At 71.0% G+C, this 25,129-nt stretch carries 27 protein-coding genes and 1 pseudogene; 18 read left to right on the top strand and 10 right to left on the bottom strand.

What is annotated here, in order from left to right:
• Positions 1 to 213 precede the first annotated feature (213 nt).
• Positions 214 to 1,005, top strand: coding sequence for a PDZ domain-containing protein (locus tag ACIRPX_RS04395; protein ID WP_404188041.1), 792 nt, complete (start codon positions 214 to 216; stop codon positions 1,003 to 1,005).
• A gap of 74 nt (positions 1,006 to 1,079) precedes the next feature.
• Here the strand turns inward: ACIRPX_RS04395 and ACIRPX_RS04390 are convergent, their stop codons facing one another.
• Genes ACIRPX_RS04390 through ACIRPX_RS04370 form a run of 5 tightly spaced genes read right to left on the bottom strand, consistent with a single transcriptional unit; the run spans position 1,080 to position 5,251 of the window.
• Positions 1,080 to 2,048 carry a glycine betaine ABC transporter substrate-binding protein gene (locus ACIRPX_RS04390; RefSeq protein ID WP_404188038.1) on the bottom strand — a complete coding sequence of 323 codons (969 nt, stop codon included), beginning with the start codon at positions 2,046 to 2,048 and terminating at the stop codon, positions 1,080 to 1,082.
• Positions 2,045 to 2,863 carry an ABC transporter permease gene (locus ACIRPX_RS04385; RefSeq protein ID WP_404188036.1) on the bottom strand — a complete coding sequence of 273 codons (819 nt, stop codon included), beginning with the start codon at positions 2,861 to 2,863 and terminating at the stop codon, positions 2,045 to 2,047. The genes ACIRPX_RS04390 and ACIRPX_RS04385 overlap by 4 nt, the downstream gene beginning before the upstream one ends.
• Entirely contained in the window at positions 2,860 to 4,110 is a 1,251-nt protein-coding gene (locus ACIRPX_RS04380; RefSeq protein ID WP_404188033.1) for a betaine/proline/choline family ABC transporter ATP-binding protein, read from the bottom strand. Before ACIRPX_RS04380 ends, ACIRPX_RS04385 begins: the two co-directional genes overlap by 4 nt.
• On the bottom strand, positions 4,103 to 4,750 hold the full coding sequence (locus tag ACIRPX_RS04375; protein WP_404188030.1) for an ABC transporter permease: 648 nt from the start codon (positions 4,748 to 4,750) through the stop codon (positions 4,103 to 4,105). Before ACIRPX_RS04375 ends, ACIRPX_RS04380 begins: the two co-directional genes overlap by 8 nt.
• Before the next feature lie 21 nt (positions 4,751 to 4,771).
• On the bottom strand, positions 4,772 to 5,251 hold the full coding sequence (locus ACIRPX_RS04370; protein WP_384250063.1) for an Lrp/AsnC family transcriptional regulator: 480 nt from the start codon (positions 5,249 to 5,251) through the stop codon (positions 4,772 to 4,774).
• Positions 5,252 to 5,377: 126 nt separating this feature from the next.
• Between ACIRPX_RS04370 and hppD the strand changes: the two genes are divergently transcribed.
• The 5 genes from hppD (at position 5,378) to nthA (ending at position 8,662) form a co-directional block, all read left to right on the top strand.
• Complete coding sequence (gene hppD, locus ACIRPX_RS04365; protein ID WP_404188028.1) at positions 5,378 to 6,523, top strand: 4-hydroxyphenylpyruvate dioxygenase; 1,146 nt, start codon at positions 5,378 to 5,380, stop codon at positions 6,521 to 6,523.
• Positions 6,524 to 6,632: 109 nt separating this feature from the next.
• The gene (locus tag ACIRPX_RS04360) at positions 6,633 to 7,511 is read left to right on the top strand and encodes a Teichoic acid biosynthesis protein C (Precursor) (protein ID WP_404188026.1); all 879 of its coding nucleotides are present in this window, start codon (positions 6,633 to 6,635) and stop codon (positions 7,509 to 7,511) included.
• 9 nt (positions 7,512 to 7,520) lie between these two features.
• A complete protein-coding gene (locus ACIRPX_RS04355) occupies positions 7,521 to 7,802 on the top strand; it encodes a hypothetical protein (RefSeq protein WP_404188023.1) in 282 nt (93 codons plus the stop codon).
• Entirely contained in the window at positions 7,795 to 8,091 is a 297-nt protein-coding gene (locus tag ACIRPX_RS04350) for an SH3-like domain-containing protein (RefSeq protein ID WP_404188020.1), read from the top strand. The genes ACIRPX_RS04355 and ACIRPX_RS04350 overlap by 8 nt, the downstream gene beginning before the upstream one ends.
• Complete coding sequence (gene nthA, locus ACIRPX_RS04345; protein WP_404188018.1) at positions 8,081 to 8,662, top strand: nitrile hydratase subunit alpha; 582 nt, start codon at positions 8,081 to 8,083, stop codon at positions 8,660 to 8,662. Before ACIRPX_RS04350 ends, nthA begins: the two co-directional genes overlap by 11 nt.
• Position 8,663: 1 nt before the next feature.
• On the opposite strand, the gene ACIRPX_RS04340 is transcribed toward nthA, so the two are convergent.
• Positions 8,664 to 10,124: a tetratricopeptide repeat protein gene (locus ACIRPX_RS04340; protein ID WP_404188015.1), complete on the bottom strand. Its 1,461-nt coding sequence runs from the start codon at positions 10,122 to 10,124 to the stop codon at positions 8,664 to 8,666.
• 92 nt (positions 10,125 to 10,216) lie between these two features.
• Between ACIRPX_RS04340 and ACIRPX_RS04335 the strand changes: the two genes are divergently transcribed.
• Positions 10,217 to 11,632, top strand: a complete 1,416-nt coding sequence (locus ACIRPX_RS04335; RefSeq protein WP_404188013.1) for an FAD-binding oxidoreductase — start codon at positions 10,217 to 10,219, stop codon at positions 11,630 to 11,632.
• Positions 11,633 to 11,648: 16 nt separating this feature from the next.
• On the opposite strand, the gene ACIRPX_RS04330 is transcribed toward ACIRPX_RS04335, so the two are convergent.
• On the bottom strand, positions 11,649 to 12,062 hold the full coding sequence (locus tag ACIRPX_RS04330; protein ID WP_404188010.1) for an SsgA family sporulation/cell division regulator: 414 nt from the start codon (positions 12,060 to 12,062) through the stop codon (positions 11,649 to 11,651).
• 241 nt (positions 12,063 to 12,303) lie between these two features.
• Between ACIRPX_RS04330 and ACIRPX_RS04325 the strand changes: the two genes are divergently transcribed.
• Positions 12,304 to 13,791, top strand: coding sequence for an RDD family protein (locus ACIRPX_RS04325; RefSeq protein ID WP_404188008.1), 1,488 nt, complete (start codon positions 12,304 to 12,306; stop codon positions 13,789 to 13,791).
• Between the two features lie 89 nt (positions 13,792 to 13,880).
• Entirely contained in the window at positions 13,881 to 14,543 is a 663-nt protein-coding gene (locus ACIRPX_RS04320) for an RDD family protein (protein WP_404188006.1), read from the top strand.
• A 33-nt stretch (positions 14,544 to 14,576) separates the two neighbouring features.
• Here ACIRPX_RS04320 and ACIRPX_RS04315 read toward each other — a convergent pair whose 3' ends face one another.
• Positions 14,577 to 14,852, bottom strand: a complete 276-nt coding sequence (locus ACIRPX_RS04315; protein WP_404188003.1) for a hypothetical protein — start codon at positions 14,850 to 14,852, stop codon at positions 14,577 to 14,579.
• Positions 14,853 to 15,185: 333 nt separating this feature from the next.
• Here ACIRPX_RS04315 and ACIRPX_RS04310 point away from each other — a divergent pair, with 333 nt between their 5' ends.
• Positions 15,186 to 17,540: an immune inhibitor A domain-containing protein gene (locus tag ACIRPX_RS04310; protein ID WP_404188000.1), complete on the top strand. Its 2,355-nt coding sequence runs from the start codon at positions 15,186 to 15,188 to the stop codon at positions 17,538 to 17,540.
• A 122-nt stretch (positions 17,541 to 17,662) separates the two neighbouring features.
• A pseudogene (locus ACIRPX_RS04305) lies at positions 17,663 to 17,998 on the top strand (hypothetical protein); the annotation flags it as partial.
• 154 nt (positions 17,999 to 18,152) lie between these two features.
• Here the strand turns inward: ACIRPX_RS04305 and ACIRPX_RS04300 are convergent.
• Together ACIRPX_RS04300 and ACIRPX_RS04295 are read right to left on the bottom strand one after the other, a co-directional pair.
• Positions 18,153 to 18,743, bottom strand: a complete 591-nt coding sequence (locus ACIRPX_RS04300; protein ID WP_404187997.1) for an isochorismatase family protein — start codon at positions 18,741 to 18,743, stop codon at positions 18,153 to 18,155.
• A 110-nt stretch (positions 18,744 to 18,853) separates the two neighbouring features.
• Positions 18,854 to 20,200, bottom strand: coding sequence for a nicotinate phosphoribosyltransferase (locus ACIRPX_RS04295; protein WP_404187994.1), 1,347 nt, complete (start codon positions 20,198 to 20,200; stop codon positions 18,854 to 18,856).
• Positions 20,201 to 20,258: 58 nt separating this feature from the next.
• On the opposite strand from ACIRPX_RS04295, the gene clpS reads away from it, so the two are divergent.
• The 7 genes from clpS (at position 20,259) to ACIRPX_RS04260 (ending at position 25,114) form a co-directional block, all read left to right on the top strand.
• Positions 20,259 to 20,576, top strand: coding sequence for an ATP-dependent Clp protease adapter ClpS (clpS, locus tag ACIRPX_RS04290; protein WP_393866148.1), 318 nt, complete (start codon positions 20,259 to 20,261; stop codon positions 20,574 to 20,576).
• A 12-nt stretch (positions 20,577 to 20,588) separates the two neighbouring features.
• Complete coding sequence (locus ACIRPX_RS04285; protein WP_404187991.1) at positions 20,589 to 21,194, top strand: DUF2017 domain-containing protein; 606 nt, start codon at positions 20,589 to 20,591, stop codon at positions 21,192 to 21,194.
• 395 nt (positions 21,195 to 21,589) lie between these two features.
• Positions 21,590 to 23,023 carry an amino acid permease gene (locus ACIRPX_RS04280; protein ID WP_404187989.1) on the top strand — a complete coding sequence of 478 codons (1,434 nt, stop codon included), beginning with the start codon at positions 21,590 to 21,592 and terminating at the stop codon, positions 23,021 to 23,023.
• 146 nt (positions 23,024 to 23,169) lie between these two features.
• Complete coding sequence (locus tag ACIRPX_RS04275; protein WP_404187987.1) at positions 23,170 to 23,592, top strand: Mov34/MPN/PAD-1 family protein; 423 nt, start codon at positions 23,170 to 23,172, stop codon at positions 23,590 to 23,592.
• 79 nt (positions 23,593 to 23,671) lie between these two features.
• The gene (locus tag ACIRPX_RS04270; protein ID WP_317633465.1) at positions 23,672 to 23,767 is read left to right on the top strand and encodes a putative leader peptide; all 96 of its coding nucleotides are present in this window, start codon (positions 23,672 to 23,674) and stop codon (positions 23,765 to 23,767) included.
• A gap of 111 nt (positions 23,768 to 23,878) precedes the next feature.
• Positions 23,879 to 24,157, top strand: a complete 279-nt coding sequence (locus tag ACIRPX_RS04265) for a MoaD/ThiS family protein (RefSeq protein ID WP_404187985.1) — start codon at positions 23,879 to 23,881, stop codon at positions 24,155 to 24,157.
• Between the two features lie 6 nt (positions 24,158 to 24,163).
• Positions 24,164 to 25,114, top strand: a complete 951-nt coding sequence (locus ACIRPX_RS04260) for a PLP-dependent cysteine synthase family protein (protein WP_404187983.1) — start codon at positions 24,164 to 24,166, stop codon at positions 25,112 to 25,114.
• Positions 25,115 to 25,129: the final 15 nt, after the last annotated feature.

The following is a 25,129-nucleotide window of genomic DNA, read 5'->3' as shown; positions in this document are numbered from 1 at the left end:
GGTTCGGCCGCGGGGCCGGCGCGGTTCGGCCGTCAGCCGGCCGCGCTCGGCCGCACGCCGTCTGCGGGTGTCCCGCGGCCGGTCGCGGCCCCGCGTTCCGGGGGAGGGGCTCGGGCCGGTCCGGCAGCTCCCCCGAAGGGCCGTCCGGCGGCGAGACTGTACGGGAGTAGACCGGCACCTGGCCGGATGTCGCCGTCACGTTAGATTGATCCCGTGCTCTCACGCCTCACACGCCCCCAGGCCCTCGCCGTATACGCGCTGCCCGTCGTGGCCCTGATCGCCACGGCGGTGTTCGCGCCGCTGCCGTTCTCGCTGGCGCAGCCCGGTATGACGGCGAACGTGCTCGGGAAGAACGCGGGCACCCCGGTGATCACGATCTCGGGCGCGAAGACCCGCGCGACCAGCGGGCAGCTGCGGATGACGACGATCGAGGCGACCAGCCCGGACACACATGTGTCGCTGGGGGACGTGGTCAGCGCCTGGTTCGCCACCGACCGGGCCGTCCTGCCGCGCGACTCGGTCTATCCGAGCGGTGACACCACCCAGCAGATCGAGGAGCACAACCGCGCCCAGATGAAGGAGTCGCAGGACGCGGCGACGCAGGCCGCGCTGGACTATCTGCACCTCGGCTCCGACAAGATCAAGGTCACGCTGAAACTGGCGGACGTGGGCGGTCCGAGCGCCGGGCTGCTGTTCACGCTCGGCATCGTCGACAAGCTGGACGGCAACGGCAGCGGCGGCGACCTCACCGGCGGCCGTACCGTCGCCGGTACGGGCACCATCAGCGACGACGGGACGGTGGGCGCCGTCGGCGGGGTGGCGCTGAAGACGCAGGCGGCGCGCCGGGACGGGGCGACGGTGTTCCTGGTGCCGAAGGCGGAGTGCTCCGACGCCAAGTCCGAGCTGCCGAAGGGGCTGCGCCTGATCCCGGTGAAGACGCTGGACGGCGCGGTGAACGCCCTCGTCTCCCTGGAGACGGGCAAGGGCTCCGTCCCCTCCTGCTGAACGGCCCTCCTGTCGAACGGCCCTCCTGTCGAACGGCCCTCCTGCCGAACGGCCGGCCCTGCCGAACGGCCGGCTCAGCCGGACTTCACCAGCCCTTCCTGCTCCATCCAGTCCAGGGCCACCTGGTGCGGGTCCTGCCCGTCGACGTCGACCTTCGCGTTGAGCGTCTGCGCGACGTCGTTGTCGAGCTTCTTCGTGACGGGGTCGAGGACCTGGGCGATCGCCGGCCACTTCTTCAGCGTCTTCGTGTTGATCATCGGCGCGACGTTGTAGTTGGGGAAGAAGCTCTTGTCGTCCTCCATCACCACGAGGTTCATCGACTTGATGCGCCCGTCGGTGGTGAACACCTCGCCGTAGGTGCACTTCCCCTTCGCCACCTGGGTGTAGATGATCCCGGTGTCCATCTGCGTGATGTTCTTCGCCGGGATGCTCATCCCGTACGCCTTCTCCATGCCCGGCAGCCCGTCCGCGCGGTTGGCGAACTCGCCCTCCACGCAGAGGGTCACGGCACCGGGGTCCTTCTTGGCCAGCGCGGCCACGTCGGACAGCGTCTTCGTGCGGTACTTCTGGTAGTTGGCCCGGTTCATGGCCAGCGCGTAGGTGTTGTCGAGCTTGGACGGCGGCAGCCAGGTCACGCCGTTCTTCAGGTCGGCGGCGCGGACGGCCTCCCACTGCTTCTGCGGGTCGGGGATGGGCCTGCTGTTGCCGAGGTAGGTGATCCAGGCCGTGCCCGTGTACTCGTAGTCGGCGTCCGCGTCCCCGGACTTGACCGCCTCCCGGGAGCCGATGGACCCCTGGATGCCGGTGCGGTCCAGGACGTCGGCGCCGGCCGCCTGGAAGGCGATGCCCATGATCGCGCCGAGGATCAGCTGCTCGGTGAACTCCTTGGAGGTGACGGTCAGATGGGCGCCCTTGAGGGGCTCGCCCCTGCCGATCGTGCCGGGCCGCACCGAGTCGGTCATGGGGGAGCCGCTCTGCAGCCCGCAGCCGGACGCGGCCACCAGCACCCCGGCCAGCAGCAGGCGGCCCGTGGAGCGTCTCATGCCTCCACCTCCAGCCCGCGCGGCCGCAGCAGGAGTTCGGCCAGTGAGGCCAGCCAGTCGACCAGCAGCGCCAGGGCGACGGTGAGGATGGAGCCCAGCATCAGCACCGGCATGCGCTGGTTGGTGATGCCGGTGGTGATCAGCACCCCGAGGCCGCCGCCCCCGCCGAAGGTGGCCAGGGTCGAGGTGCCGACGTTCAGCACCAGGGCCGTACGGACACCGGCGAGGATCAGCGGTACGGCCAGCGGGAGTTCGACCCTGTTCAGCACGTCGAGCGCGGACATGCCGATGCCGCGGGCCGCCTCCAGCAGCGTCGGGTCGTTGGCCTTGAGGCCGGTGATGGTGTTGGACAGCACGGGCAGGATCGCGTAGACGATGATGCCGATCAATGCCGCCTTCGTGCCGGTGCCGAGCCAGATCACCAGCAGCGCCAGCAGGCCGAGCGCCGGGGTCGCCTGGCCCATGTTGGCGATCGTCATGGCCACCGGGGTCGCCTTCCGGAAGGCCTTGCGGGTGAGCAGGATGCCCAGCGGGATCGCGATGATCAGCACGAAGAACGTGGAGACCACGGTCAGCTTGACGGACTGCCACAGGGCCTTGGAGACCTGGCCGTTGGAGAGGGCGTTCTCGGAGATCGGGTCGAGGTCGGCCTGCCGGAACCACAACCAGGTGGCGAGCAGGACGGCGACGATCACCGTGGGCAGGAAGGTCAGCTTCCGCAGGCTGATGCGCGCCTTCGGTCGCTCCGGGGGAGGCGGCGCCTGTGTGCCGGCCTCCTCCCGCGCCTCCGGTTCGTCCAGCTCGGGGGTGGTCACGCCTTCACCACCCCTCCGGGGCCCTCCTGCTCGGCGTGGGTCTGGGCGGAGCGCGTCTCCTCCAGCTCGTGCTGGTGCTCCAGTGCCTCGAGCCGGTCGGCCTCCAGCAGTTCGTGCACGGAGTTCATCAGGGTCTCCATGTCGACGACGCCCTCGTAGGCGCCGCGCCGTCCGGTGACCGCGACGCGTCCGGCGTTGTCGGTCAGCACGGCCTCCAGCGCGTCGCGCAGGGTCGCGTCCCGGGTCACCGTGTCGCTGACCAGCGTGCCCGCCCGGGCGAGCGAGCCGCGGGCGCGCATCAGGTCGCCGCGCCTGAGCCACTTGTAGGGGCGGCGGCGCTTGTCGAGGAGCAGGATCTCGTTGGTGCCGCTGCCGCGGAGCCGGTTGAAGATCTCCTGGAGCGGGTCGTCGAGGGTGACGGTCGGGTAGTCGGTGATCTCGACGTCCCGTACGCGGGTGAGGTTCAGCCGCTTGAGGGCCGCTCCCGCGCCCACGAACCCGGACACGAAGTCGTCGGCCGGGTTGGTGAGGATGGCCTCCGGGGTGTCGAACTGGGCGATGTGCGAGCGCTCGCGCAGGACGGCGATCCGGTCGCCGAGCTTGATGGCCTCGTCGAAGTCGTGCGTGACGAACACGATCGTCTTGTGCAGCTCGTGCTGGAGCCGGATCAGCTCGTCCTGGAGGTGGTCGCGGGTGATCGGGTCGACCGCGCCGAAGGGCTCGTCCATCAGCAGTACCGGCGGATCGGCGGACAGCGCCCGCGCCACGCCCACGCGCTGCTGCTGGCCGCCCGACAGCTGGCGCGGGTAGCGCCCGTGGAACTCGCCCGGGTCGAGGCCGACGAGGTCCAGCAGCTCCTCCACCCGCGCCTTGGTACGGGCCTTCGGCCAGCCGATCATCTTCGGCACCAGGGCGATGTTCTGGGCGACGGTCATGTGCGGGAACAACCCGGCCGACTGGATGGCGTAGCCGATCTTGCGGCGCAGCTTCACCGGGTCCATGTCGGTGACGTCCTCGCCGCCGATGCGGATGCGGCCGCCGGTCGGCTCGATCAGCCGGTTGATCATCTTCAGGGTCGTCGACTTCCCGCAGCCGGACGGGCCGACGAGGATGACGATCTCGCCCGCCTTGATCTCCATGGAGACGTTGTCGACCGCGGGCGCGGGGTTGCCCGGGTACTGCTTGGAGAGGTTGTCGAGCTCGATCGTCGCCCCGGTGGCGGTCTGGCCGGCAGAGGTGTCAGGCACGGATCCCCCTAGAGATGGTCAGCCGTCCGATCAGGACGTAGGCGGCGTCGAACAGCAGCGCGAGGATGACGATCCCCAGCGTGCCCGCGAGGACCTGGTTGAGAGCGTTCTTGCTGCCCAGGGAGCCGATGCCGCGGAAGATCTCGTTGCCGAGGCCGGGCCCGGAGGCGTAGGCGGCGATCGCGGCGATGCCCATCAGCATCTGCGTGGAGATCCGGATGCCGGTCAGGATCGGCGGCCAGGCCAGCGGCAGCTCGATGCGCACCAGCCGCGCCGGCCGCGACATCCCGATGCCCCGCGCCGCGTCCACCAGGGAGGCGTCGACCCCGCGCAGCCCGACGATCGCGTTGCGCACGATGGGCAGCAGCCCGTACAGGGTCAGCGCGATGACCGTGGGCGCGACACCCAGGCCCACGAGCGGGATGAGCAGGCCGATCATGGCGAGCGACGGGATGGTCAGCAGGGTCGAGGTGGTCACGGTCGCGAGGCTCGCGGCCCACTCGGTGCGGTAGGTGACGATCCCGATCAGCACGCCGAGGACGGTCGCCACGACCATGCACTGGAAGACGGCGCTGGCGTGCTGGTAGGCGTCCGCGAGCAACTGCTGGTGACGGCTGCTCAGGTACTCCCAGAAGCTCACGTGCGCTCACCCCAGGATCGGCTAGGTCCGCTCCGGTTCCTCCGCCGCCTGCTCCACCAGCGGGATGATCCGCAGCGGCACGGGATTTTCCATGACGATGGCGGTGGCTGCCCGAACAATGCCATCAAAACCGACAACCCGGTCGATGACCCGCTGGAGATCGGCGTTGGAGCGGGCCACCAGGCGGCACAGCATGTCCCCGCTGCCGGTGGTGGTGTGCAGTTCCAGCACCTCGGGCACGGTCGCCAAGTGGGCGCGTACGTCCGGCCCTTGGCCCTGCCGGATCTGCAGGGTGGCGAAGGCCGTGACCGGGTATCCGAGAGCGGCCGGATCCACCTGGGGGCCGAAGCCGCGGATGACGCCATTCGACTGAAGCCGGTCCAGCCGGGCCTGCACCGTCCCGCGCGCCACTCCGAGCCGCCGGGACATCTCCAGCACCCCGATCCGCGGCTCCCGTGCCAGCAGCACGATGATCCGGCCGTCCAGCTGGTCGATCGCCACATCAGCCTCCCGATCGAGTGGTCATCCTGTACAGAAAGGCCGCGAATACGCGCCTTTGCCTGAGCAGATTGCCCAGCGATTTCGCAAACTATTGCGCACCTTGCGTACGGAGGCCAGGCTGCCGTCATGACGCAGACCACACACCACACTCCCGACACCGCCCGGCAGGCCGACCCCTTCCCGGTCAAGGGAATGGACGCGGTCGTCTTCGCCGTGGGCAACGCCAAGCAGGCGGCGCACTACTACTCCAGCGCCTTCGGCATGCAGCTGGTCGCCTACTCCGGACCGGAGAACGGCAGCCGCGAGACCGCGAGCTACGTCCTGGAGAACGGCTCCGCCCGTTTCGTGTTCACCTCGGTGATCAAGCCCGCCACCACCTGGGGCCACTTCCTGGCGCAGCACGTGGCCGAGCACGGCGACGGCGTCGTCGACCTCGCCATCGAGGTCCCGGACGCCCGGGCCGCCTACACCTACGCGATCGAGCACGGCGCCCGCTCGGTGGCCGAGCCGTACGAGATGAAGGACGAGCACGGCACGGTCGTCCTCGCCGCGATCGCCACCTACGGCGAGACCCGCCACACCCTCGTCGAGCGCTCCGGCTACGACGGCCCCTACCTCCCGGGCTTCGTCGCCGCGCGGCCGATCGTCGAGCCGCCCGCCCAGCGCACCTTCCAGGCGGTCGACCACTGCGTCGGCAACGTCGAGCTCGGGAGGATGAACGAGTGGGTCGGCTTCTACAACAAGGTCATGGGCTTCACGAACATGAAGGAGTTCGTGGGGGACGACATCGCCACCGAGTACAGCGCGCTGATGTCGAAGGTGGTCGCCGACGGCACGCTCAAGGTGAAGTTCCCGATCAACGAGCCCGCCGTCGCCAAGAAGAAGTCCCAGATCGACGAGTACCTGGAGTTCTACGGCGGCGCGGGCGTGCAGCACATCGCGCTCAACACCGGCGACATCGTGCAGACGGTCCGCACGATGCGCGCGGCCGGCGTGGAGTTCCTCAACACCCCCGACTCCTACTACGACACCCTCGGCGAGTGGGTCGGCGACACCCGTGTGCCCGTCGAGACGCTGCGCGAGCTGAAGATCCTGGCCGACCGCGACGAGGACGGCTACCTGCTGCAGATCTTCACCAAGCCGGTCCAGGACCGGCCGACGGTCTTCTTCGAGATCATCGAGCGGCACGGCTCGATGGGCTTCGGCAAGGGCAACTTCAAGGCCCTGTTCGAGGCGATCGAGCGGGAGCAGGAGAAGCGCGGCAACCTGTGAGGCCGGTGCGGAACCCGTGAGCCCGCAGAGCTTGCGGGCGGTGAAGGGACCTTGACAACGTCATGTCCTGTGGATGCCGCGAGGGCCTCCACAGGACCGTGGGGGAGCGGTGTCCGCTGCTATCGACCTCGCCGTACCGTCCGAGCGCTGGCTCTGGCGGAAGGCCACGCTCAAGGAGCCCACGGTGCTCCAGTCGTTCGCCTTCGACGAGCCGGCCAAGCGCCTCTACGTCCTTCAGGTCACGGCCACCGGTCACGCCGCCGGCGACCTGTGCCTCAACCAGCTGGACCACGAGGGCAGGCTGCTCGGCCACATGTATCTCAGGCGGTTCGGCCACGGCGTCAGCATCGGCGTCCAGCACGACGCCAAGGACGCCGGCACCTGGATCTGGACCGAGGCCGACGCCGCGAACGGCTTCGGCCAGGGCGTCGCCCGCTTCCACTTCAAGAACGGCGCCGTGCGCACCCGTTCGCAGGTCGCCGTCCGCCACCCGGTGCCCGACTCGATCAACAACCAGCCGTCGGTGTGCACGACGTCGCAGCGCATCGCCGTCCGCTACCGGGACCGGGCCAACACTCCGCGCTACCGCGTCTGGGACCTGGACGCCTTCGTGGCCGGCCACTACGGCGACCCGGTCGCGGACGTCGCCCAGGTGGGCGCGCACCCCGACCCGGCGGTCCCGTTCCAGGGATACGCCCTGCACGGCGACGTCATCTACCAGATCGCGGGCTCGGCCTACGACGCGCGGACCAATCCGGCGGCGGGGCGCGGCAACGCCTACCTCTCCAGCATCTCGCTGCCCGGCGGCGAACTCCTCCAGCAGGAGCGCACCGTGGCCGGGTACCAGCTCAGCCACCGCGAACCGGAGGGCGTGGCGGTGCGCGGCGGCGCGGACGCGAAGGTGTACTTCGGCCTGGCGTCGGGGGCGGTGGGGGCGCGCCGTTTCTCGATCCTCGTCAAGGACGACGTGGCGGCGGCCCGGCCGTAGGCTTGCCGCATGGCCAGGATCAACGACGTGGGCGGCTTCCAGGGCTTCGGCGCGATCGACATCCGGGACGACGCGGAACCCTTCCACGCGGACTGGGAGGCGCGCGTGGTCGGCCTCGTCAACGCCCTGCGCGCCCAGGGGATCTTCAACACCGACGAGTTCCGGGACGCGATCGAGTCGATGCCGCCGGCCCGGTATCTGTCGACGTCCTACTACGAGCGCTGGTTCCTCGCGGTGCGCACCCTGCTGGAGCGCAAGGGCGTGATCGAGCCGGGTGAGCTCGATGACTGACCGCTTCGCGCCGGGCACGCCCGTGCGCACCTACCGCCACGACCCGCCGCACCACACCCGTCTGCCGCGCTACGCCCGCGGCAAGCGGGGCGTCGTCGTCGAGCCGGAGGGCCCGGCCGAACTCGCCGACGTCAGCGCACAGGGCCGCGGGGACGCGCCGGTCGAGCAGATCTACGCGGTCCGGTTCGCGGCCCGCGACCTGTGGGGCGAGGGCGACCACCACGTCGTACTGGATCTGTGGGAAAGCTATCTCGAAGCGTACGAAGAGGATGCGGCCGATGAGCGGTGACCACGGGGACGCGACGATCGCGCGGCGGGTGCGGCGGCTGGAGACGCTCCTGGAGGAGAAGGGGGTGCTCTCCGGCGCCCGGCTGGACGAGATCATCGACGCCTCGCTGTCCGGGGCGTCGCCCGCGAACGGCGCGCGGGTCGTCGCCCGGGCGTGGACCGACGCGCGGTTCAGGGCGCGGCTGCTGGCGGACGGCACCGCGGCCGTGCGCGAACTCGGCTTCATGGAGGGCTCCTACCAGCGCCTGAGGGTGGTCGAGAACACGGAGACGACGCACAACGTCATCGTCTGCACCCTCTGCTCCTGCTATCCGCTGCGGCTGCTCGGCCCGTCCCCGAGCTGGTACAAGTCCGAGGCCTACCGCTCCCGCGTGGTGCGCGAACCCCGGGCCGTGCTGGCCGAGTTCGGCGTCGAGCTGCCCGCGGGCACGGAGATCACGGTGTGGGACTCCAGCGCCGAGACCCGCTACATGGTCCTGCCGCGCCGCCCCGGGGGCACGGACGGCCTGGCGGAGGAGCAACTGGCCGCCCTCGTCACCCGCAACGCCCTGATCGGCACCGCCGCGCTCTGACTCAACGGGGCTGCCGGTGGGCCTTGCCGTCCTCGTCGTCCCGGCCCGGCGTGCCCGTGGGAACCGGCTCGTCGGGCGGTTCGCCGAGCGCCGCGAGCGCCCGCCTGGCCGGCGGCACGGCGAGCGGCGAGAAGTACGGGTTGATCCGCAGCGCCTCCTGAAGGTGGCGCCGTGCGGGCGCGGTCAGATCCAGCCCCCGCTCGATCATGCCCCGGTGGTAGGAGTACGGGGCGCTGCGGACACCGCCCCCATGCGCCCGGTCCGTCGCGATCGTGGCGTACTTCAGCGCCTGCTTGTCGTCACCGGCCCGGTGCAGCGCCCACCCCAGCGCGTCGGCCACCTCGATCCCCGGCTGCCGCTGCCACTCCGCGCGCAGCCGGCGCACGGCGGTCCGCGCGTCGCCGTGGTCGGCCTCGAAGATCCCGAGCACCAGCTCGTCGTCCATCCCGCCCGCGGCGTCGTGCGCCGCCCGGGTGCGCAGCAGGTCGTACTCCACCCGGGCCGCCTGCGCCAGCCCGAGCGACTCGTACAGCTCGCCCAGTTCCAGCGCGTACCGGGGACACGGCTGCTTGTCGAGCGCCACCCGGTAGGCGTTCAGCGCCTCCGTGGTGCGGCCCAGCGCGGCCAGTGTCCGCCCCTGCCCGGCCTGTGCCGCCCGCTGGTCCGGGTCGAGACGCACCGCCGCCTGGAAGAGCCTGAGGGCCTCGGCCGGATCACCGCGCTCCCAGGCCAGCTGTCCGGCCCGCTCCAGATACGCCGCCTGCTCGGCGGGCTGGGCCGCGGCCGCCGCCGCGTCCGAGAGGGCGGCCGCCGCGTCCTCGCGGTAGCCCCGGTCGCGGTAGACGGCCGCGGCGACCCCCTGCACGGCCGCCCCGCCCTGCAGCTCCAGCAGCCGGTCCAGCGTCCGCTTGGCCGCCTTGTAGTCGCCGAGCCCGGTGTAGGCGTCGATCAGCGGCGGATAAGCCGTCCAGCGCCCGGCGTCGAGTTTCAGCGACGCCTCGCCCCAGGCCCGCGCCGTGCGGAAGTCCCTTCGGGCGTTCGCCAGGGCCGCCAGGCCGTCCAGCGCGGCCGCGTTCTTCTGCGGCCGCACGTTCAGCGAGGTGCGCAGGGCCTTCTCGGCCCGGGGGTAGTTCCCGGCGTCCGCCGTGCGCCGCCCCTGCTCGACGTAGGCCGCCCCGAGCACCGCCCACGACCGCGCGTCCCCGGGATGCGTGCGCAGCAGGGCCTCGCGCTCGCCGATCAGCGTCGCCAGCCCGGGCAGCGCGGCCGGCACGCCCGCGGTGACCGCCGTCAGCGCCTGTGCGCCCGGCGCCGGGGCGAGCGGCGGGCGCACGGCGGACCGCTGCCAGGGCCACAGCGCCAGCGCGCCGCCCAGCACGGCACACCCCATGACCGCGGCGACCAGCGCCCGCCGGCCTCTTCCGCCCCGCGCCCGCCCGGCGGTCTCCGCTTGCTTCTCCATGGCGATCACTGTGCGTCAGTACGACGAGCACATCCCGGCATACGTCCAGTGCCGTAGACGGGGTTCACACCGATGGCCCCGGGTGCGAACCTGTGATCATGAGCCGTATCCAAGCGCGTCGCGATGAGGACACAGCAGTGAACGGAAACCTCGTCGACCGGCTCCTGGCCGGTCTGCCCGCCGAGGCCGTCCTGACCGACCCGGACGTCACGGTCTCCTACGCCAACGACATGGCCAGCTTCTGCCCGGCCGGCGCTCCGGCCGTGGTCGTGCTGCCGCGCACGGCCGAGCAGGTGCAGCACGTCATGCGCGTCGCCACCGCACTGCGGGTGCCGGTCGTGCCGCAGGGCGCCCGGACCGGCCTGTCGGGCGGCGCCAACGCCTCCGACGGCTGCATCGTGCTGTCGCTGACGAAGATGGACAGGATCCTCGAGATCAACCCGGTCGACCGCATCGCCGTGGTCGAGCCGGGCGTCGTCAACGCCGCCCTCTCCCGCGCGGTCGGAGAGCACGGCCTGTACTACCCGCCGGACCCCTCCAGCTGGGAGATGTGCACCATCGGCGGCAACATCGGAACGGCCTCGGGCGGCCTGTGCTGCGTGAAGTACGGGGTCACCGCCGAGTACGTGCTCGGCCTGGAGGTGGTGCTGGCCGACGGGCGGCTGATGTCCACCGGACGCCGTACGGCCAAGGGCGTCGCCGGCTACGACCTCACCCGCCTCTTCGTCGGTTCCGAGGGCTCGCTCGGCATCGTCGTACGGGCGGTCCTGGCGCTCAGGCCGCAGCCGCCGCAGCAGCTGGTGCTGGCGGCCGAGTTCGCCTCGGGGGCGGCCGCTTGCGACGCGGTGTGCCGGATCATGGCGGGCGGCCATGTGCCGTCCCTGCTGGAGCTGATGGACCGTACGACGGTCAAGGCGGTCAACGACATGGCGCAGATGGGCCTGCCGGAGACCACCGAGGCCCTGCTGCTGGCCGCCTTCGACACCCCCGACCCGGGCGCCGACCTCGCCGCCGTCGGCGAGCTGTGCCGAGCGGCGGGCGCCACCCAGGTCGTCCCCGCCGACGACTTCGCCGAGTCCGAACTGCTGCTGCAGGCACGGCGGTTGTCGCTCACCGCGCTGGAGGCCGTCAGCGGCACCACGATGATCGACGACGTGTGCGTGCCCCGGTCCAGGCTCGGCGACATGCTCGAGGGCACCGAGCGGATCGCCGAGAAGTACCAGCTGACCATCGGGGTCGTCGCGCACGCGGGCGACGGCAACACGCACCCGACCGTCTGCTTCGACGCGGCCGACCCCGACGAGTCCCGGCGCGCCCGCGAGTCCTTCGACGAGATCATGGCCCTCGGTCTGGAGCTCGGCGGCACGATCACCGGCGAGCACGGCGTGGGCGTCCTGAAGAAGGAGTGGCTGGCGCGCGAGATCGGCCCGGTGGGGGTGGAGATGCAGCGGCAGATCAAGCGGGTCTTCGATCCGCTGGACATCCTGAACCCGGGCAAGCTGTTCTGATCCGGCCCCGCCGGGGTCACTGGGCGAGCAGCTGATCGAGCGCGTCGTCGATCCCCAGCTGCTCGCCCTCAGTCCCCGGGGGCACCACCCGCAGCGTCCGCTCCAGCCAGGCCGAGACCTGGGCGGCGGGTGCCTCCAGCAGGGCGTCACCGTCGGGTGAACTCAGCGCCATCAGGACGACGCTGCGGCCGTCCGACTTGGCCGGCCACACCCGCACGTCCCCGTGCCCGCACGGCCGGAACACCCCCTCCACCAGCAGGTCGCGGGAGAACGTCCAGAACACGGGGCTCTCGGAGTTGACGTGGAAGGCGACATGGACGGCGTACGGGTCGTCGGTGCGGTAGCTCAGCCGGGCCGGGACCGGGACGCTGCGCCCCGGGGACAGGATCAGTCTGAGTTCCAGCTCGCGTTCCACCACGGTGTAGTGCATGGCGTGCGGTTCCTCTCTCGGGCAGGTGTACGGGCCGCGCGGTGGGCCCGTACGAGGAGAGAGCGGGAGGCCGCCGGATCATTACGCGGGTCGCGGGAACTTTTTTCTCCGGGTCTGTGAAGGCCCTGCACGGGCTTGCCCGGAAAGGGGCGGGTCCGGCGGGACCGGCGGTGGGGGAGCAGCGGGTCTGGTAGATGTGGACCCCCCATATTCACCCCCGAGCAGATACGGGACGACGGACATGAGTGCCCCAACCCCGGCCCCCGGTGACCACAGGCCCCGCGAGGGGTACTACCCCGATCCGTCCATTCCTGGATATGTCCGGTACTGGAACGGCGCGGCCTGGGTACCGGGCACCAGCCGTCCGGCGCCGGCCGACGGCGAGTCGCTCGCGCCGCCGCCCGGTGCGCACCCGGCTCCGGTGGAGGAGACGGGACCGCACTTCTTCGACGAGGACCCCGAGCCCGGACCCACCCCGGCCGAGGCCCAGCACGGCGCCCGTCCCGAACCCGCCTCCGCCTGGGGCGCCGACGCCGCCCGCCAGTCCGGCTTCGGCGGTGACCAGGACCGCCGGGTGTCGTGGGGCTCCCCGCCGGCCGCCGACCCGCGCGTGCCCGCCGCGCCTCCGTCCCGGCCGGACGGCCAGGCCGCGCGCACGGACGGCACGGCCACCATCCCGCCGGCCGGGCAGGACGCCGGTGACGTGGACTCGGGCGGCACGTTCGTCTTCCGCCGGCCGGCCGCGCCGTCCGCGGGGACGGGGGCCGCGGGAACCAGGGGCACGGACGCCCCCGGCATCCCCGGCCCCGGCGGCCCCGCGGGCGACGAGGGCACCATGACCTTCCGCGCGGTGGCCCCGCGCACGGGAGCGCAGGGCGGGGCGCAGACGGCGGACGCGCAGAAGCCCGGTTTCGGCGCGGGCAGGGCGGCGGCCGAGCGGGCCGCCGGTGCGCAGGCCCCCGCCGCCCCGCCCGCGCAGCCCGCATTCCCCGGCTCCCAGCAGGCCTCCCCGACCGTTCCGCCGCAGCCCGGCGGTGCCCGGCCCGCCGCGGCCGGCCGGCCGCCGGCCGCTCCGGCGCCCTCGGGGCAGCCGGCCCCGGCTCCCCTGACCAGCGGTCCCGGCGGCGGTCAGTCCTCCTGGGCGCAGCAGGTGCACCGGCTCGCGGGCGCCGAGGAGGAGCAGCCGGTCGCCCCCTGGAAGCCGCCCGTCGAGGACGTCTTCACGGCCGCCGCCCGCCGGCAGTCGGCGGCCCGTCCCGCGTCCCTCGGCAGGCGGCTGGCCGCCCGGCTGCTGGACACCGCCGTCCTCGCCGGCGTCACCGCCGTGGCCGCGGTTCCGCTGGGCACCAGGGCGCTCGACCACGTCGACGGGAAGATCGACGCGGCCAAGCTCTCCGGCCGGACCGTGACGGTCTGGCTGGTGGACGGCACGACCTCGGTGTACCTGGGCGCCGTGCTCGCCGTGCTGCTCCTCTTCGGCGTCCTCTACGAGGCGCTGCCGACCGCCCGATGGGGCCGCACCCTCGGCAAGAAGCTGCTCGGGCTCCAGGTGCGCGACATCGAGGGACACGAGCCCCCGTCGTTCGGCGCGGCGCTGCGCCGCTGGCTGGTGTACAGCGTGCCGGGGCTGCTGGTGGTGGGTGTCGTGGGCGTCGCCTGGTGCCTCGTCGACCGCCCCTGGCATCAGTGCTGGCACGACAAGGCGGCGGGTACGTTCGTCGCGGGATGACCGCGTACGGCGTACGCATCAGCTGATTCGGTACTCCGGACGGCCGTTTGCCGGATGCGGGGGGCGGAGGTTCGCGGTGCACTCGGGCCATGAGCACCGAACCGCCCCCGGGCTCCGGACAGCCGCCGGACGACGATCCGTTCAGGAAGCAGCCCCCGCCAGGCCAGGGGCCGGGTTCACCGTACGACGCCCCGGGAGGCGGCGGGCAGCCGCCACCGGGCGGCCAGCCGCCGCCCTACGGCGGTCCCTACGCCGCCGGTGACCCCCACGGCGGCGGCGCCTACCCCAACGACCCGCTCGCCGGCATGCCCCCGCTCGCCGACAGCGGCAGGCGCACGCTGGCCCGGATCGTCGACCTGATCCTGGTCGGCGTCGTCGTCTGGCTGCTCACCTGGCCGATGGGCGTGCACGAGTACACCGTGAACGGCAACAAGATCGAGTACGGCAAGTCCTTCGCGCAGTCCGTCGTCGCCGCCGTCCTCTACATGGCCTACGACACGTACCTGATCAGCAGGACGGGGCAGACGCTCGGCAAGAAGTGGCTGAACATGCGGGTGGCCAACCTCAACGACGGCTCCACGCCGTCCGTGCAGACCTCGATGGCCCGCGCGGCCGTGCTGTGGCTCCCCTTCGCCTTCTGCTGCGCCTGCATCTGGACCGCGATCTCGGGCGGCTGGAGCTTCTTCGACCGGCCCTACAAGCAGGGCCTGCACGACAAGGCCGCCAAGACGGTGGTGGTCAGCACCCGTTGACGCGGGCGCGCGGCAACTCCGGCCGGGGCGGCCTCAGGACGCGGCGCGTTCGTGGACCGGCCGGGACGCCGCCGTGCCGACCGCGGCCGGTACGGGCGTCTCCTGCTCGGCCGGCTGCTCCACCGCGACGACCCTGGACCTGGGCAGGGGCACGGTCATGGCGACCAGGAGGCCGAGGGCGAGTGCGGCGACGGCGATGACGGCGATCCCCACGCCCGAACTCGTCTGCGACAGCAGCAGCATGGCGAGCGTCGAGAAGATCACGGTGCACAAACCGTAGACGAGCTGGGCGGGCGTCGGACGAGGCATGGCAATCGTGTCCTCGGAAGTGGGGGTCCACGGGGGTGTCGGCCTGGCTTTCCGCCGTTTTCAAGGCTGTCCGCCAACCGACTCTAATCGCGTGTGTGCCCGAGCGGAACGAACAGTAAGCGTGACCTAACCAACAGTGCCGGTGCACAGGGGGCGCACGGAGTCATGGCGTCCACCACGTGGACGGCTGAACGCGCCGGTCGGGGCGTCCGTAAAGCGGACCACCCTTCCGCATAGTGCAGTTGTCCTGTTCAAGTCAAGGTCTGTCTTTTCTTACCGAACTCTAGTCAAATTGCGTCACTTGACTGGCCACCTTGACCAAGAGGAACTCAAGTGACCCATAGACCTTGGACGTTCAGAGCGACCGCGATCGGGGTCGCGCTCGCGGCGGCGACCGCCACCTTCTCGACGTTCTCCATGGCGCAGGCCGCCGAACCGGCCAAGACCGCCTCAGTCGACCGCCACGACCCGGCGGCGGTCGGGAAGATGCAGGAACACAACCTCGACGGCCCGCTCTCCAAGACGCAGCAGGCACAGCGTCAGGAGGCGCTGAACGAGGTCATATCCGGCCGGACCCAGGTCAAGGACCGGCACGGTTCGCAGGTCGTCCAGCTCAAGAGCAGGAAGGGCGACAGCAAGTACGTCGAACTGGGCCGGGAGAAGACCGACAAGATCTTCACCATCCTGGTGGAGTTCGGCGACCAGACGGACCCGAAGTACGGCGGCACGGCCGGCCCCGCGCACAACGAGATAGCCGAGCCCGACCGGACCGAGGACAACTCCACGGCCTGGCAGGCCGACTACAACCAGAAGCACTTCCAGGACCTCTACTTCGGCACCGGCAAGAACACCGAGTCGCTGAAGAAGTACTACGAGAAGCAGTCCTCGGGCCGCTACTCGGTCGACGGCGAGGTCACCGACTGGGTCAAGGTCCCCTACAACGAGGCCCGTTACGGCAACAACGCCTGCGGCGCCACCACCTGCTCCAGCGTCTGGAACCTGGTGCGCGACGGCCTGACCGCGTGGGTCGCCGACCAGAAGGCGGCCGGCAAGTCGGACGCCGCCATCAAGGCGGACCTCGCCCAGTACGACCAGTGGGACCGCTACGACTACGACGGCGACGGCAACTTCAACGAGCCGGACGGCTACGTCGACCACTTCCAGATCGTGCACGCCGGCGAGGACGAGTCCGCCGGCGGCGGCGCCCAGGGCACCGACGCGATCTGGGCCCACCGCTGGTACGCCTTCGGCACCGACGCCGGCTCCACCGGCCCCGAGGACAACAAGCTCGGCGGCACCCAGGTCGGCGACACCGGCATCTGGGTCGGCGACTACACGATGCAGCCGGAGAACGGCGGACTCGGCGTCTACGCCCACGAGTACGGCCACGACCTCGGCCTGCCGGACGAGTACGACACCAGCGGCGGGGACAACTCCACCGGTTTCTGGACCCTGATGTCCTCCGGCTCCTGGCTCGGCACCGGCAAGCAGGCCATCGGCGACCTGCCGGGCGACATGAACGCCTGGGACAAGCTCCAGCTCGGCTGGCTCAACTACGGCACGGCGACGGCCGGCAAGAAGTCGAAGCAGACGCTGGGCGTGGCCGAGTACAACACGAAGAACAAGCAGGGCCTGGTCGTCTCGCTGCCCGACAAGGCGGTCACCACGGAGGTCGTCACCCCCGCGCAGGGCTCGACCCAGTGGTGGAGCGGCAGCGGCGACGACCTGAAGAACACGCTGACCCGTGAGGTCGACCTGACCGGCAGGGCGTCGGCCACCCTCACGCTGGACGGCTGGTACGACATCGAGGCGGGCTACGACTACCTCTACACCGAGGTGTCCACGGACGGCGGCGCCAACTGGACCGCTCTGGACGGCACGGTGGACGGCCAGGCCATCCCGCGCGACGGCAGCGACAAGCCCGCCCTGACCGGCACGGTGGACGCGTACAAGAAGCTGTCGTACCCGCTGGACGCCTACGCGGGCCAGAAGGTCCAGCTGCGCTTCCGCTACCAGACCGACGGCGGCGTGGCGCAGAAGGGCTTCGCGGCCGACGAGATCACCGTGACCGCGGACGGCGCGACGGTCTTCTCCGACAACGCCGAGGCCGCGGACGCCGCTTGGACCGCGAACGGCTTCTCCCGGGTCGGCGCGTCCTTCACCAAGGACTACAAGCAGTACTACATCGCCGAGAACCGCCAGTACGTGTCGTACGACAAGACCCTGAAGACCGGCCCGTACAACTTCGGCTTCTCGACGACCCGTCCGGACTGGGTGGAGCACTTCCCGTACCAGAACGGCCTGTTGATCTGGAAGTGGGACACCTCCCAGCAGGACAACAACACCAGCCAGCACGCGGGCACGGGCCTGATCCTGCCGGTCGACTCGCACCCGAAGGCGCTCAAGTGGTCCGACGGCACGGTGATGCGCAACCGCATCCAGGCCTACGACTCGCCGTTCAGCTGGTACCCGACCGAGGGCATGACGCTGCACAAGGCGGACGTGGCCACCAAGATCAAGTGGTCGTTCGGGGTGCCGGTCTTCAACGACCACGCCAGCACCTACTACGACGCGTCGAACCCGACCGGCGGCGTCAAGGTCACTGACACCAACACGAAGATCAAGATCGTCCACGAGGCCTGGAACGGCTCGACGATCAAGGTCGAGGTCGGCCCCGCGGTGAGGTAATCGGTATCTCCGCAGGTCAGAGGCGTATCGGCGGCAACCCCCTGGCGGGTTGCCGCCGATCGTGTTTAGGTGCGTCCTGTGCTTCGCTTATTGACACCGACTCGCACGGGGGAGTGACCTGCATGGCCGCAGGAGGTTTCTGCAAGCTGCCGACCGGCAGCGTCGTGGTGGCTCTGAACCTGCCCAGACCCACCGCCGACGGCACGGACAGCGTCCGTGTCCTCGTCCACGCCCGCAACCGGGCGCGCGCCCTGACCAGGCTGCGCAACCTCGGCATGCGGGCGGTCTATCTGCGCGGCAACGCCGCCCCGCCCACCCCGGACGAGATCACCGCGGTCCTGCACCATCCCGACGGCCTGATATGGCGAACGGCCCCTGACAACGGTGTCGGGCCCGGACCCGAGCTCCCCCAGGAGCTGTGGCACCCCATCAGAGCCCTCCTGCGCCGCCCCACGGCCCCCGCCCGGGCGGCCGGCCTCCAGGGGGCCCCGGCCCGTTCCTGGGACGCGACAGGCGCCAGGTGACGCCAGGGCGGGAAGGGTCGGACACCCCCTGGGGCGTGTTGCGAAAGTCCCGCCCGGCGGGCGGACGACGCCACTTTCGCCACACGCCCTAGGCGACGACGGGCTTCCCGGTGAGCTCCACGCCCGCCTCGCGCATCTCCTCCAGCGCCCGCTCGGTGGTCTCCGCGGCCACCCCGGCGGTCAGCTCCAGCAGGACCTGGGTACGGAAGCCCTCCCGCACCCCGTCCAGCGCGGTGGCGCGCACGCAGTGGTCGGTGGCGATCCCGACGACGTCCACCTCGGTGACGTCCCGGGCGCGCAGCCAGTCGGCCAGCTTGACGCCGTTCTCGTCGGCCCCCTCGAAGCCGCTGTAGGCCGCCGCGTACGCCCCCTTGTCGAAGACGGCGTCGATCGCCCCGGAGACGACGGCGGGCGCGAAGTTCGGGTGGAAGCCGACCCCCTCGGTGCCCGCGACGCAGTGCGCGGGCCAGGAGCGGACGAAGTCGGGGTTGTCGGCGAAGTGGCCGCCGGGGGCGATGTGGTGGTCGCGGGTGGCCACCACGTGCTGGTAGCCGGAGCCGGCCGCCTGCCCGATCAGCTCGGTCACGGCGGCGGCCACGTCGGCACCGCCGGCCACGGCGAGGCTGCCCCCCTCGCAGAAGTCGTTCTGGACGTCGACGACGATCAAGGCGCGGCGCATGCGGGTGTCCTTCGACTGTGTGTGAGGTTCGAGCCTAGAGACTTCGTGGGCGGTGCGGGAGAGGGCGCGGGGGGTTGCCCGCCCGGCCACCCCCCTTCGGTCACTGGCTGTCAGCTACCCGAGCCGCGGGTCACGTACTCCGTCGGGATCACGGCTTCCCCCCGGGAGAGCTGGGTCGCGGAGAGCGGCAGGCCGGCCAGCGCGGTCACGTGCCGCTCGCGTACGACATCCAGCGGCTCGCGGAAGACCACGTCACCGCCCTTGATCAGCTCGATCAGCAGCTGCCGCTCGGCGAGCTCGGCCGGCACGCCGCCCGTGCCCACGACCTCGGCCTGCGCGACCCCCTCCGCGTCCAGTCGCCGCGCGGCCCACTTGCGGCCGCCGACGGAGGTCTTGCCCCCGCTGGACTTCTTGGCCACCGGCACCAGCGGTGCCTGCGGGGCGTCGGACTCCGCGCGGGCCACCAGCTTGTAGACCATCGAGGCCGTCGGGTGCCCGGAACCGGTCACCAGCTGGGTGCCGACGCCGTACGCGTCCACCGGCGCCGCCGCCAGCGAGGCGATGGCGTACTCGTCCAGGTCCGAGGTGACGATGATCTTCGTCTCGGTGGCGCCCAGCTCGTCCAGCTGCTGGCGCACCCGGTGCGCGACCAGCAGCAGATCGCCGGAGTCGATGCGTACGGCGCCCAGCTCGGGCCCCGCGACCTCCACGGCCGTGCGGACGGCCTCGGCCACGTCGTAGGTGTCCACGAGCAGGGTGGTGCCCCGGCCGAGCGAGTCGACCTGGGCCTGGAAGGCGTCCCGCTCGTGGTCGTGCAGCAGCGTGAAGGCGTGCGCGGAGGTGCCGACGGTCGGGATGCCGTACCGGAAGCCGGCCGCCAGGTCGGAGGTGGAGGCGAACCCGCCGATGTAGGCGGCACGCGAGGCGGCGACGGCGGCCAGCTCGTGGGTGCGGCGGGCGCCCATCTCGATCAGCGGGCGGGCGCCCGCGGCCGAGGACATCCGGGAGGCGGCCGCGGCGATCGCGGAGTCGTGGTTGAGGATCGACAGGATCACGGTCTCCAGCAGCACGCACTCGGCGAACGAGCCCTCGACGCGCATGATCGGCGACCCGGGGAAGTACACCTCGCCCTCGGGGTATCCCCACACGTCGCCGCCGAACCGGTAGCCGGCCAGCCATTCGAGCGTCGCCTCGTCGACGATGTGCCGCTCCTGGAGGAAGCCGAGGACGCCCGCGTCGAAGCGGAAGTTCTCCACGGCGTCCAGGACGCGTCCGGTGCCCGCCACCACGCCGTAGCGCCGCCCGTCGGGCAGCCGCCGGGTGAAGACCTCGAAGACGCTGCGCCGCTCGGCGGTCCCGGCCCTGAGGGCGGCCTGCAGCATCGTGAGCTCGTACTGATCCGTGAAGAGCGCCGTCGAGGGAACGTCCACCGGCAGCCCTAGGTCCGCTGTGTTCATGGCAACAGATGCTACCGCACTTCGCGTCAGTGTGACGATTTGTGGGGGCCATGGCAGCATGGGCAGTGTGACGTCACCCGCTCCCCTTGAGATCGAACGGACCGAATCGGCGGAGGAGGTCTCCGCCGTACCCGAGCCGGACGTCCCCTGGGTCACGATCGTCCACAACGACCCGGTCAACCTCATGAGCTACGTGACGTACGTCTTCCAGACGTACTTCGGCTACTCCAAGGACAAGGCCACCAAGCTCATGCTCGACGTCCACCACAAGGGCCGGGCGGTCGTCTCCAGCGGCTCTCGCGAGGAGATGGAACGCGACGTGCAGGCCATGCACGGTTACGGTCTGTGGGCCACCCTCCAGCAGGACCGGAAGTAGCGAACCCACTCCATGCCAGGACACTTCGAACCGCTCCCCGGCGGCGGCGCGGCCGTCGCCCTCGACGACGTCGAGATCTCCATCATCCGGTCGCTGGCCGTGCAGCTCCTGGAGCTCGTCGGGCCGGGCCCCGGTGAGGACGCGCCCGACGACCCGCTGGCCGAGCTCTTCGCCGAGGGCCCCAGCGAGCCTCCCGCCGACCCGGTGCTGCGGCGCCTGTTCCCGGACGCCTACACCGATCCGGAGGGCCCGCCCGCCCGTCCGCAGGACGCGGAGGAACAGCGGGCGTACTCCGCCGAGTTCCGCCGCTACACCGAGAACGACCTGCGGGCCGGCAAGCGCGAGAACGCGCTCGCGGTCGTCCGCTCCCTGGACGCGCTGACCCCGGCGGCCGACGGCGGGGCGGTCCTCACGCTCTCGGCCGAGGAGTCCCGGCAGTGGCTGAGCTCCCTCAACGACCTGCGCCTGGCGATCGGCTCCCGGCTGGAGATCACCGACGAGGACGACACCGACCTCCTCTACCGGCTCCCCGACGAGGACCCGCGCAAGCCGATGGTGATGGCGTACCTGTGGCTGGGCGGCCTCCAGGAGACGCTCGTCTCGACGCTGATGTCCTGACCCGCCGCGCTGCTCGCGCTCCCTCGCACCGCCCTGACCTGCCGCGATCCCTCATTCGCGGCGGTCCGGCGTTCGCTCAGAGGACGCTCAAATCCGGATAACGATCACGTCACCGCGGCGGCCTCCTATGCTCCGCCCGGCGGCCTTTGTCCGCTTCTTCCTGTGCCCTGCGCCACATGTCACAGCGGTGATCCTCGGTGCGGCCGTGATAGATCTTCACGACCGCCCGGCGAACACCACCCATGTTCGGCCGGGTGCGCCACCGAGCCGGCGGATCGCCGGCCAGGCACGGGCGGGTCCGCGAAACCCGCCCAGCTCCAGCAATCCGGGGGGATCGAGACCCGATCCGAGGCCGACGAGAGGCCCGGGTCGGCATGGAGAAAGGCGCACCACACATGACCTCCGCCCAGGTCGAGCACGAGGAGGCCCCGCAGCGGGCCGAAGAGGGATACGAGCGCGGACTCGGCAGCCGCCAGGTCCAGATGATCGCCATCGGCGGCGCCGTCGGCGTCGGCCTCTTCCTGGGAGCCGGGGCGAACATCGCCAAGGCCGGTCCCAGCCTCATCTTCATGTACGCCCTCGCGGGCGTGATCATCTTCTTCATCATGCGGGCGCTCGGCGAGCTGCTCCTGTACCGCCCGGTGTCGGGCTCCTTCGCGGAGTACTCCCGCGAGTTCCTCGGCCCGTTCTTCGGCTACTTCACCGCCTGGACGTACTGGCTGATGTGGGTGGTGACGGGCATGGCCGAGCTGACGGCCGCCGCCATCTACGTCAACTACTGGTTCCCGTCCGTCCCGCAGTGGGTCACCGCCCTGGTCTTCCTGGTGGTGCTCTTCGGCGTCAACCTGATCTCCGTGAAGCTCTTCGGCGAGCTGGAGTTCTGGTTCTCGATGGTCAAGGTCACGGCGCTGATCGGCATGATCGTCATCGGCCTGGGCGTGCTCACCTTCGGCTTCAGCGCCGCCGGTGGCACCGCCTCCGTCGCCAACCTCTGGCAGTTCGACGGCTTCTTCCCCAAGGGCGTCGGATCGTCCCTGATGACGCTCCAGGGCGTCATGTTCGCCTACCTCGCCGTCGAGCTGGTCGGTGTCACGGCCGGTGAGTCCGAGAACCCGGAGAAGACCCTCCCCAAGGCGATCAACACCCTTCCCTGGCGCATCGCGCTGTTCTACGTCGGCGCCCTCACCGTCATCCTGTGCGTGGTGAAGTGGACCGAGTTCGCGGCGGGCGTCAGCCCCTTCGTGAAGGCGTTCGCGGTGATCGGCATCCCGGCCGGCGCGGGCCTCGTCAACTTCGTCGTGCTGACCGCGGCCCTGTCCTCCTGCAACTCCGGGATGTACTCCACGGGCCGCATGCTGCGCACGCTGGCCGACAACGGCGAGGCCCCGAGGGCCTTCCGGAAGCTGTCGGCCTCCAGGACCCCGGCGCTCGGCATCACCGTGTCGGTGCTCTTCATGGGCATCGGCGTGGTCCTGAACTACGTGGTCCCGGAGAAGGCCTTCGGCTACGTCACCTCGGTGGCCACCGCGGCCGGCATCTGGACCTGGCTGATGATCCTGGTCAGCCATGTCCGCTACCGCCGCGCGGTCGAGGCGGGCCGGCTGCCCGCCTCGTCCTTCCCGGCCCCGGGCGGCGCGGTGTGCTCGTACATCGCCATCGTGTTCCTGCTCTTCGTCACCGGCCTGATCGCCTACGACGCCGACTCCCGTGTCTGCCTGTACGTGATGGCCGGCTGGGCGGCCGCCCTCGGCATCGGCTGGGCGGTGCTGAAGGGCCGCAACCCGGAAGTGACACAGCGGCGCGAGCCGGCGCTGGAGAAGGTGGGCTGACACCCGCCCCCGTGCCTCCACCGCGGGACGCCGGCCACGGCGGACACTCGTGGCGTCCGCCGCGGCACCGCTCACGGCGTCCGGCATTCGGGCCGTCCCGTACCACGCCTCGGTACGGGACGGCCCTTCTGCATATCCTGGCGCACATGCTGACCATCACCCAGGCCCTCGTCGACCAGATCGTCGCGCACGCGCGCAAGGACCACCCCGACGAGGCGTGCGGCGTCGTCGCGGGCCCGGCGGGCTCCGACCGCCCCGAGCGCTTCATCCCGATGCTGAACGCCGCGATGTCGCCCACGTTCTACGAGTTCGACTCCGGCGACCTGCTCAAGCTCTACCGCGAGATGGACGACCGCGACGAGGAGCCGGTGATCGTCTACCACTCGCACACCGCGACCGAGGCCTACCCCTCGCGCACGGACATCTCCTACGCCAACGAGCCGGGCGCCCACTACGTGCTGGTCTCCACCGCCGACACCGACGGCCTGGGCGACTTCCAGTTCCGCTCGTTCCGGATCATGGAGGGCGAGGTCACGGAGGAGGAGGTCACGGTGGTGGAGGCATACTGATCTCGAACACTGGATGAAAATCGTCCGCCATCTGAGATCACACTCCGGGCGGCCGACCGGGAATCGATACGATGACCCCATGGTTCTGAACGACGTGAGCGAGAAGACGCCGGGCATGCTGCTCGTGGCGCGGCTGCACGTCGACCTGTGCAGGCTTGCCAGCGCCATCTGTTGACGCTGCCCTGCCGCCGTACGGCCGTGAGCCGCGGCACCGACGTACCACCCCGCACACTGCGCCGCCGCGCGCCCACAGACCCGACGTAATCACCGACAGGAGCCCGCAGTCATGGCCATCGAGGTCCGTATCCCGACCATCCTCCGCACCTACACCGAGGGCCGGAAGGCGGTGGAGGGCAACGGGGACACCCTCGCCGCGCTCTTCACCGACCTCGAGTCCCGGCACACGGGCATCCAGGCCCGCATCGTGGACAACGGCGAGCTGCGCCGCTTCGTCAACGTCTACCTGAACGACGAGGACGTCCGCTTCCTCGACGGCATCAACACCAAGGTCGCCGACGGCGACAACGTCACGATCCTGCCGGCCGTGGCCGGCGGCATGGCCTGATCCCGGATGCGTTACGACTCCCCGCTGGCCGCGGTGGGCAACACCCCTCTGGTGCGCCTGCCGCGGCTGTCGCCGTCCGCCGACGTCCGGATCTGGGCCAAGCTGGAGGACCGCAACCCCACCGGCTCGGTCAAGGACCGTCCCGCCCTGCACATGATCGAGCAGGCCGAGAAGGACGGCCGGCTGACCCCGGGCTGCACCATCCTGGAGCCGACCTCCGGCAACACCGGCATCTCCCTCGCCATGGCCGCGAAGCTCAAGGCCTACCGCATGGTGTGCGTGATGCCCGAGAACACCTCGCAGGAGCGCCGGGACCTGCTCGGCATGTGGGGCGCCGAGATCATCTCCAGCCCGGCCGCGGGCGGTTCCAACACCGCCGTGCGGGTCGCCAAGGAGCTCTCCGCGGAGCACCCGGACTGGGTGATGCTCTACCAGTACGGCAACCTCGACAACGCGGGCGCGCACTACGCGAGCACCGGCCCGGAGATCCTCGCCGACCTCCCCTCCATCACCCACTTCGTCGCGGGCCTCGGCACCACCGGCACCCTCATGGGCGTCGGCCGCTACCTGCGCGAGCACAAGCCGGACGTCAGGATCGTCGCCGCCGAACCGCGCTACGACGACCTGGTCTACGGCCTGCGCAACCTCGACGAGGGCTTCGTCCCCGAGCTCTACGACGCCTCCGTCCTCACCACCCGCTTCTCGGTCGGCTCCGCGGACGCGGTCACCCGCACCCGTGAACTGCTGCAGCAGGAGGGCATCTTCGCGGGCGTCTCCACCGGCGCGGCCCTGCACGCGGCGATCGGCGTCGGCAACAAGGCGCTGAAGGCGGGCGAGAGCGCGGACATCGTGTTCCTCGTGGCCGACGGCGGCTGGAAGTACCTGTCGACGGGCGTCTACACGGCGGCGACCACGGAGGAAGCGATCGAGACGCTGCACGGCCAGCTCTGGGCGTAGGCCCTCCCGCGCCCC

The organism is Streptomyces sp. NPDC101225 (genome assembly GCF_044767585.1).
Classification (GTDB): domain Bacteria; phylum Actinomycetota; class Actinomycetes; order Streptomycetales; family Streptomycetaceae; genus Streptomyces.
The sequence above is the reverse complement of the archived record's forward strand: the minus strand, read 5'-3'. Positions and strand labels throughout refer to the sequence as shown.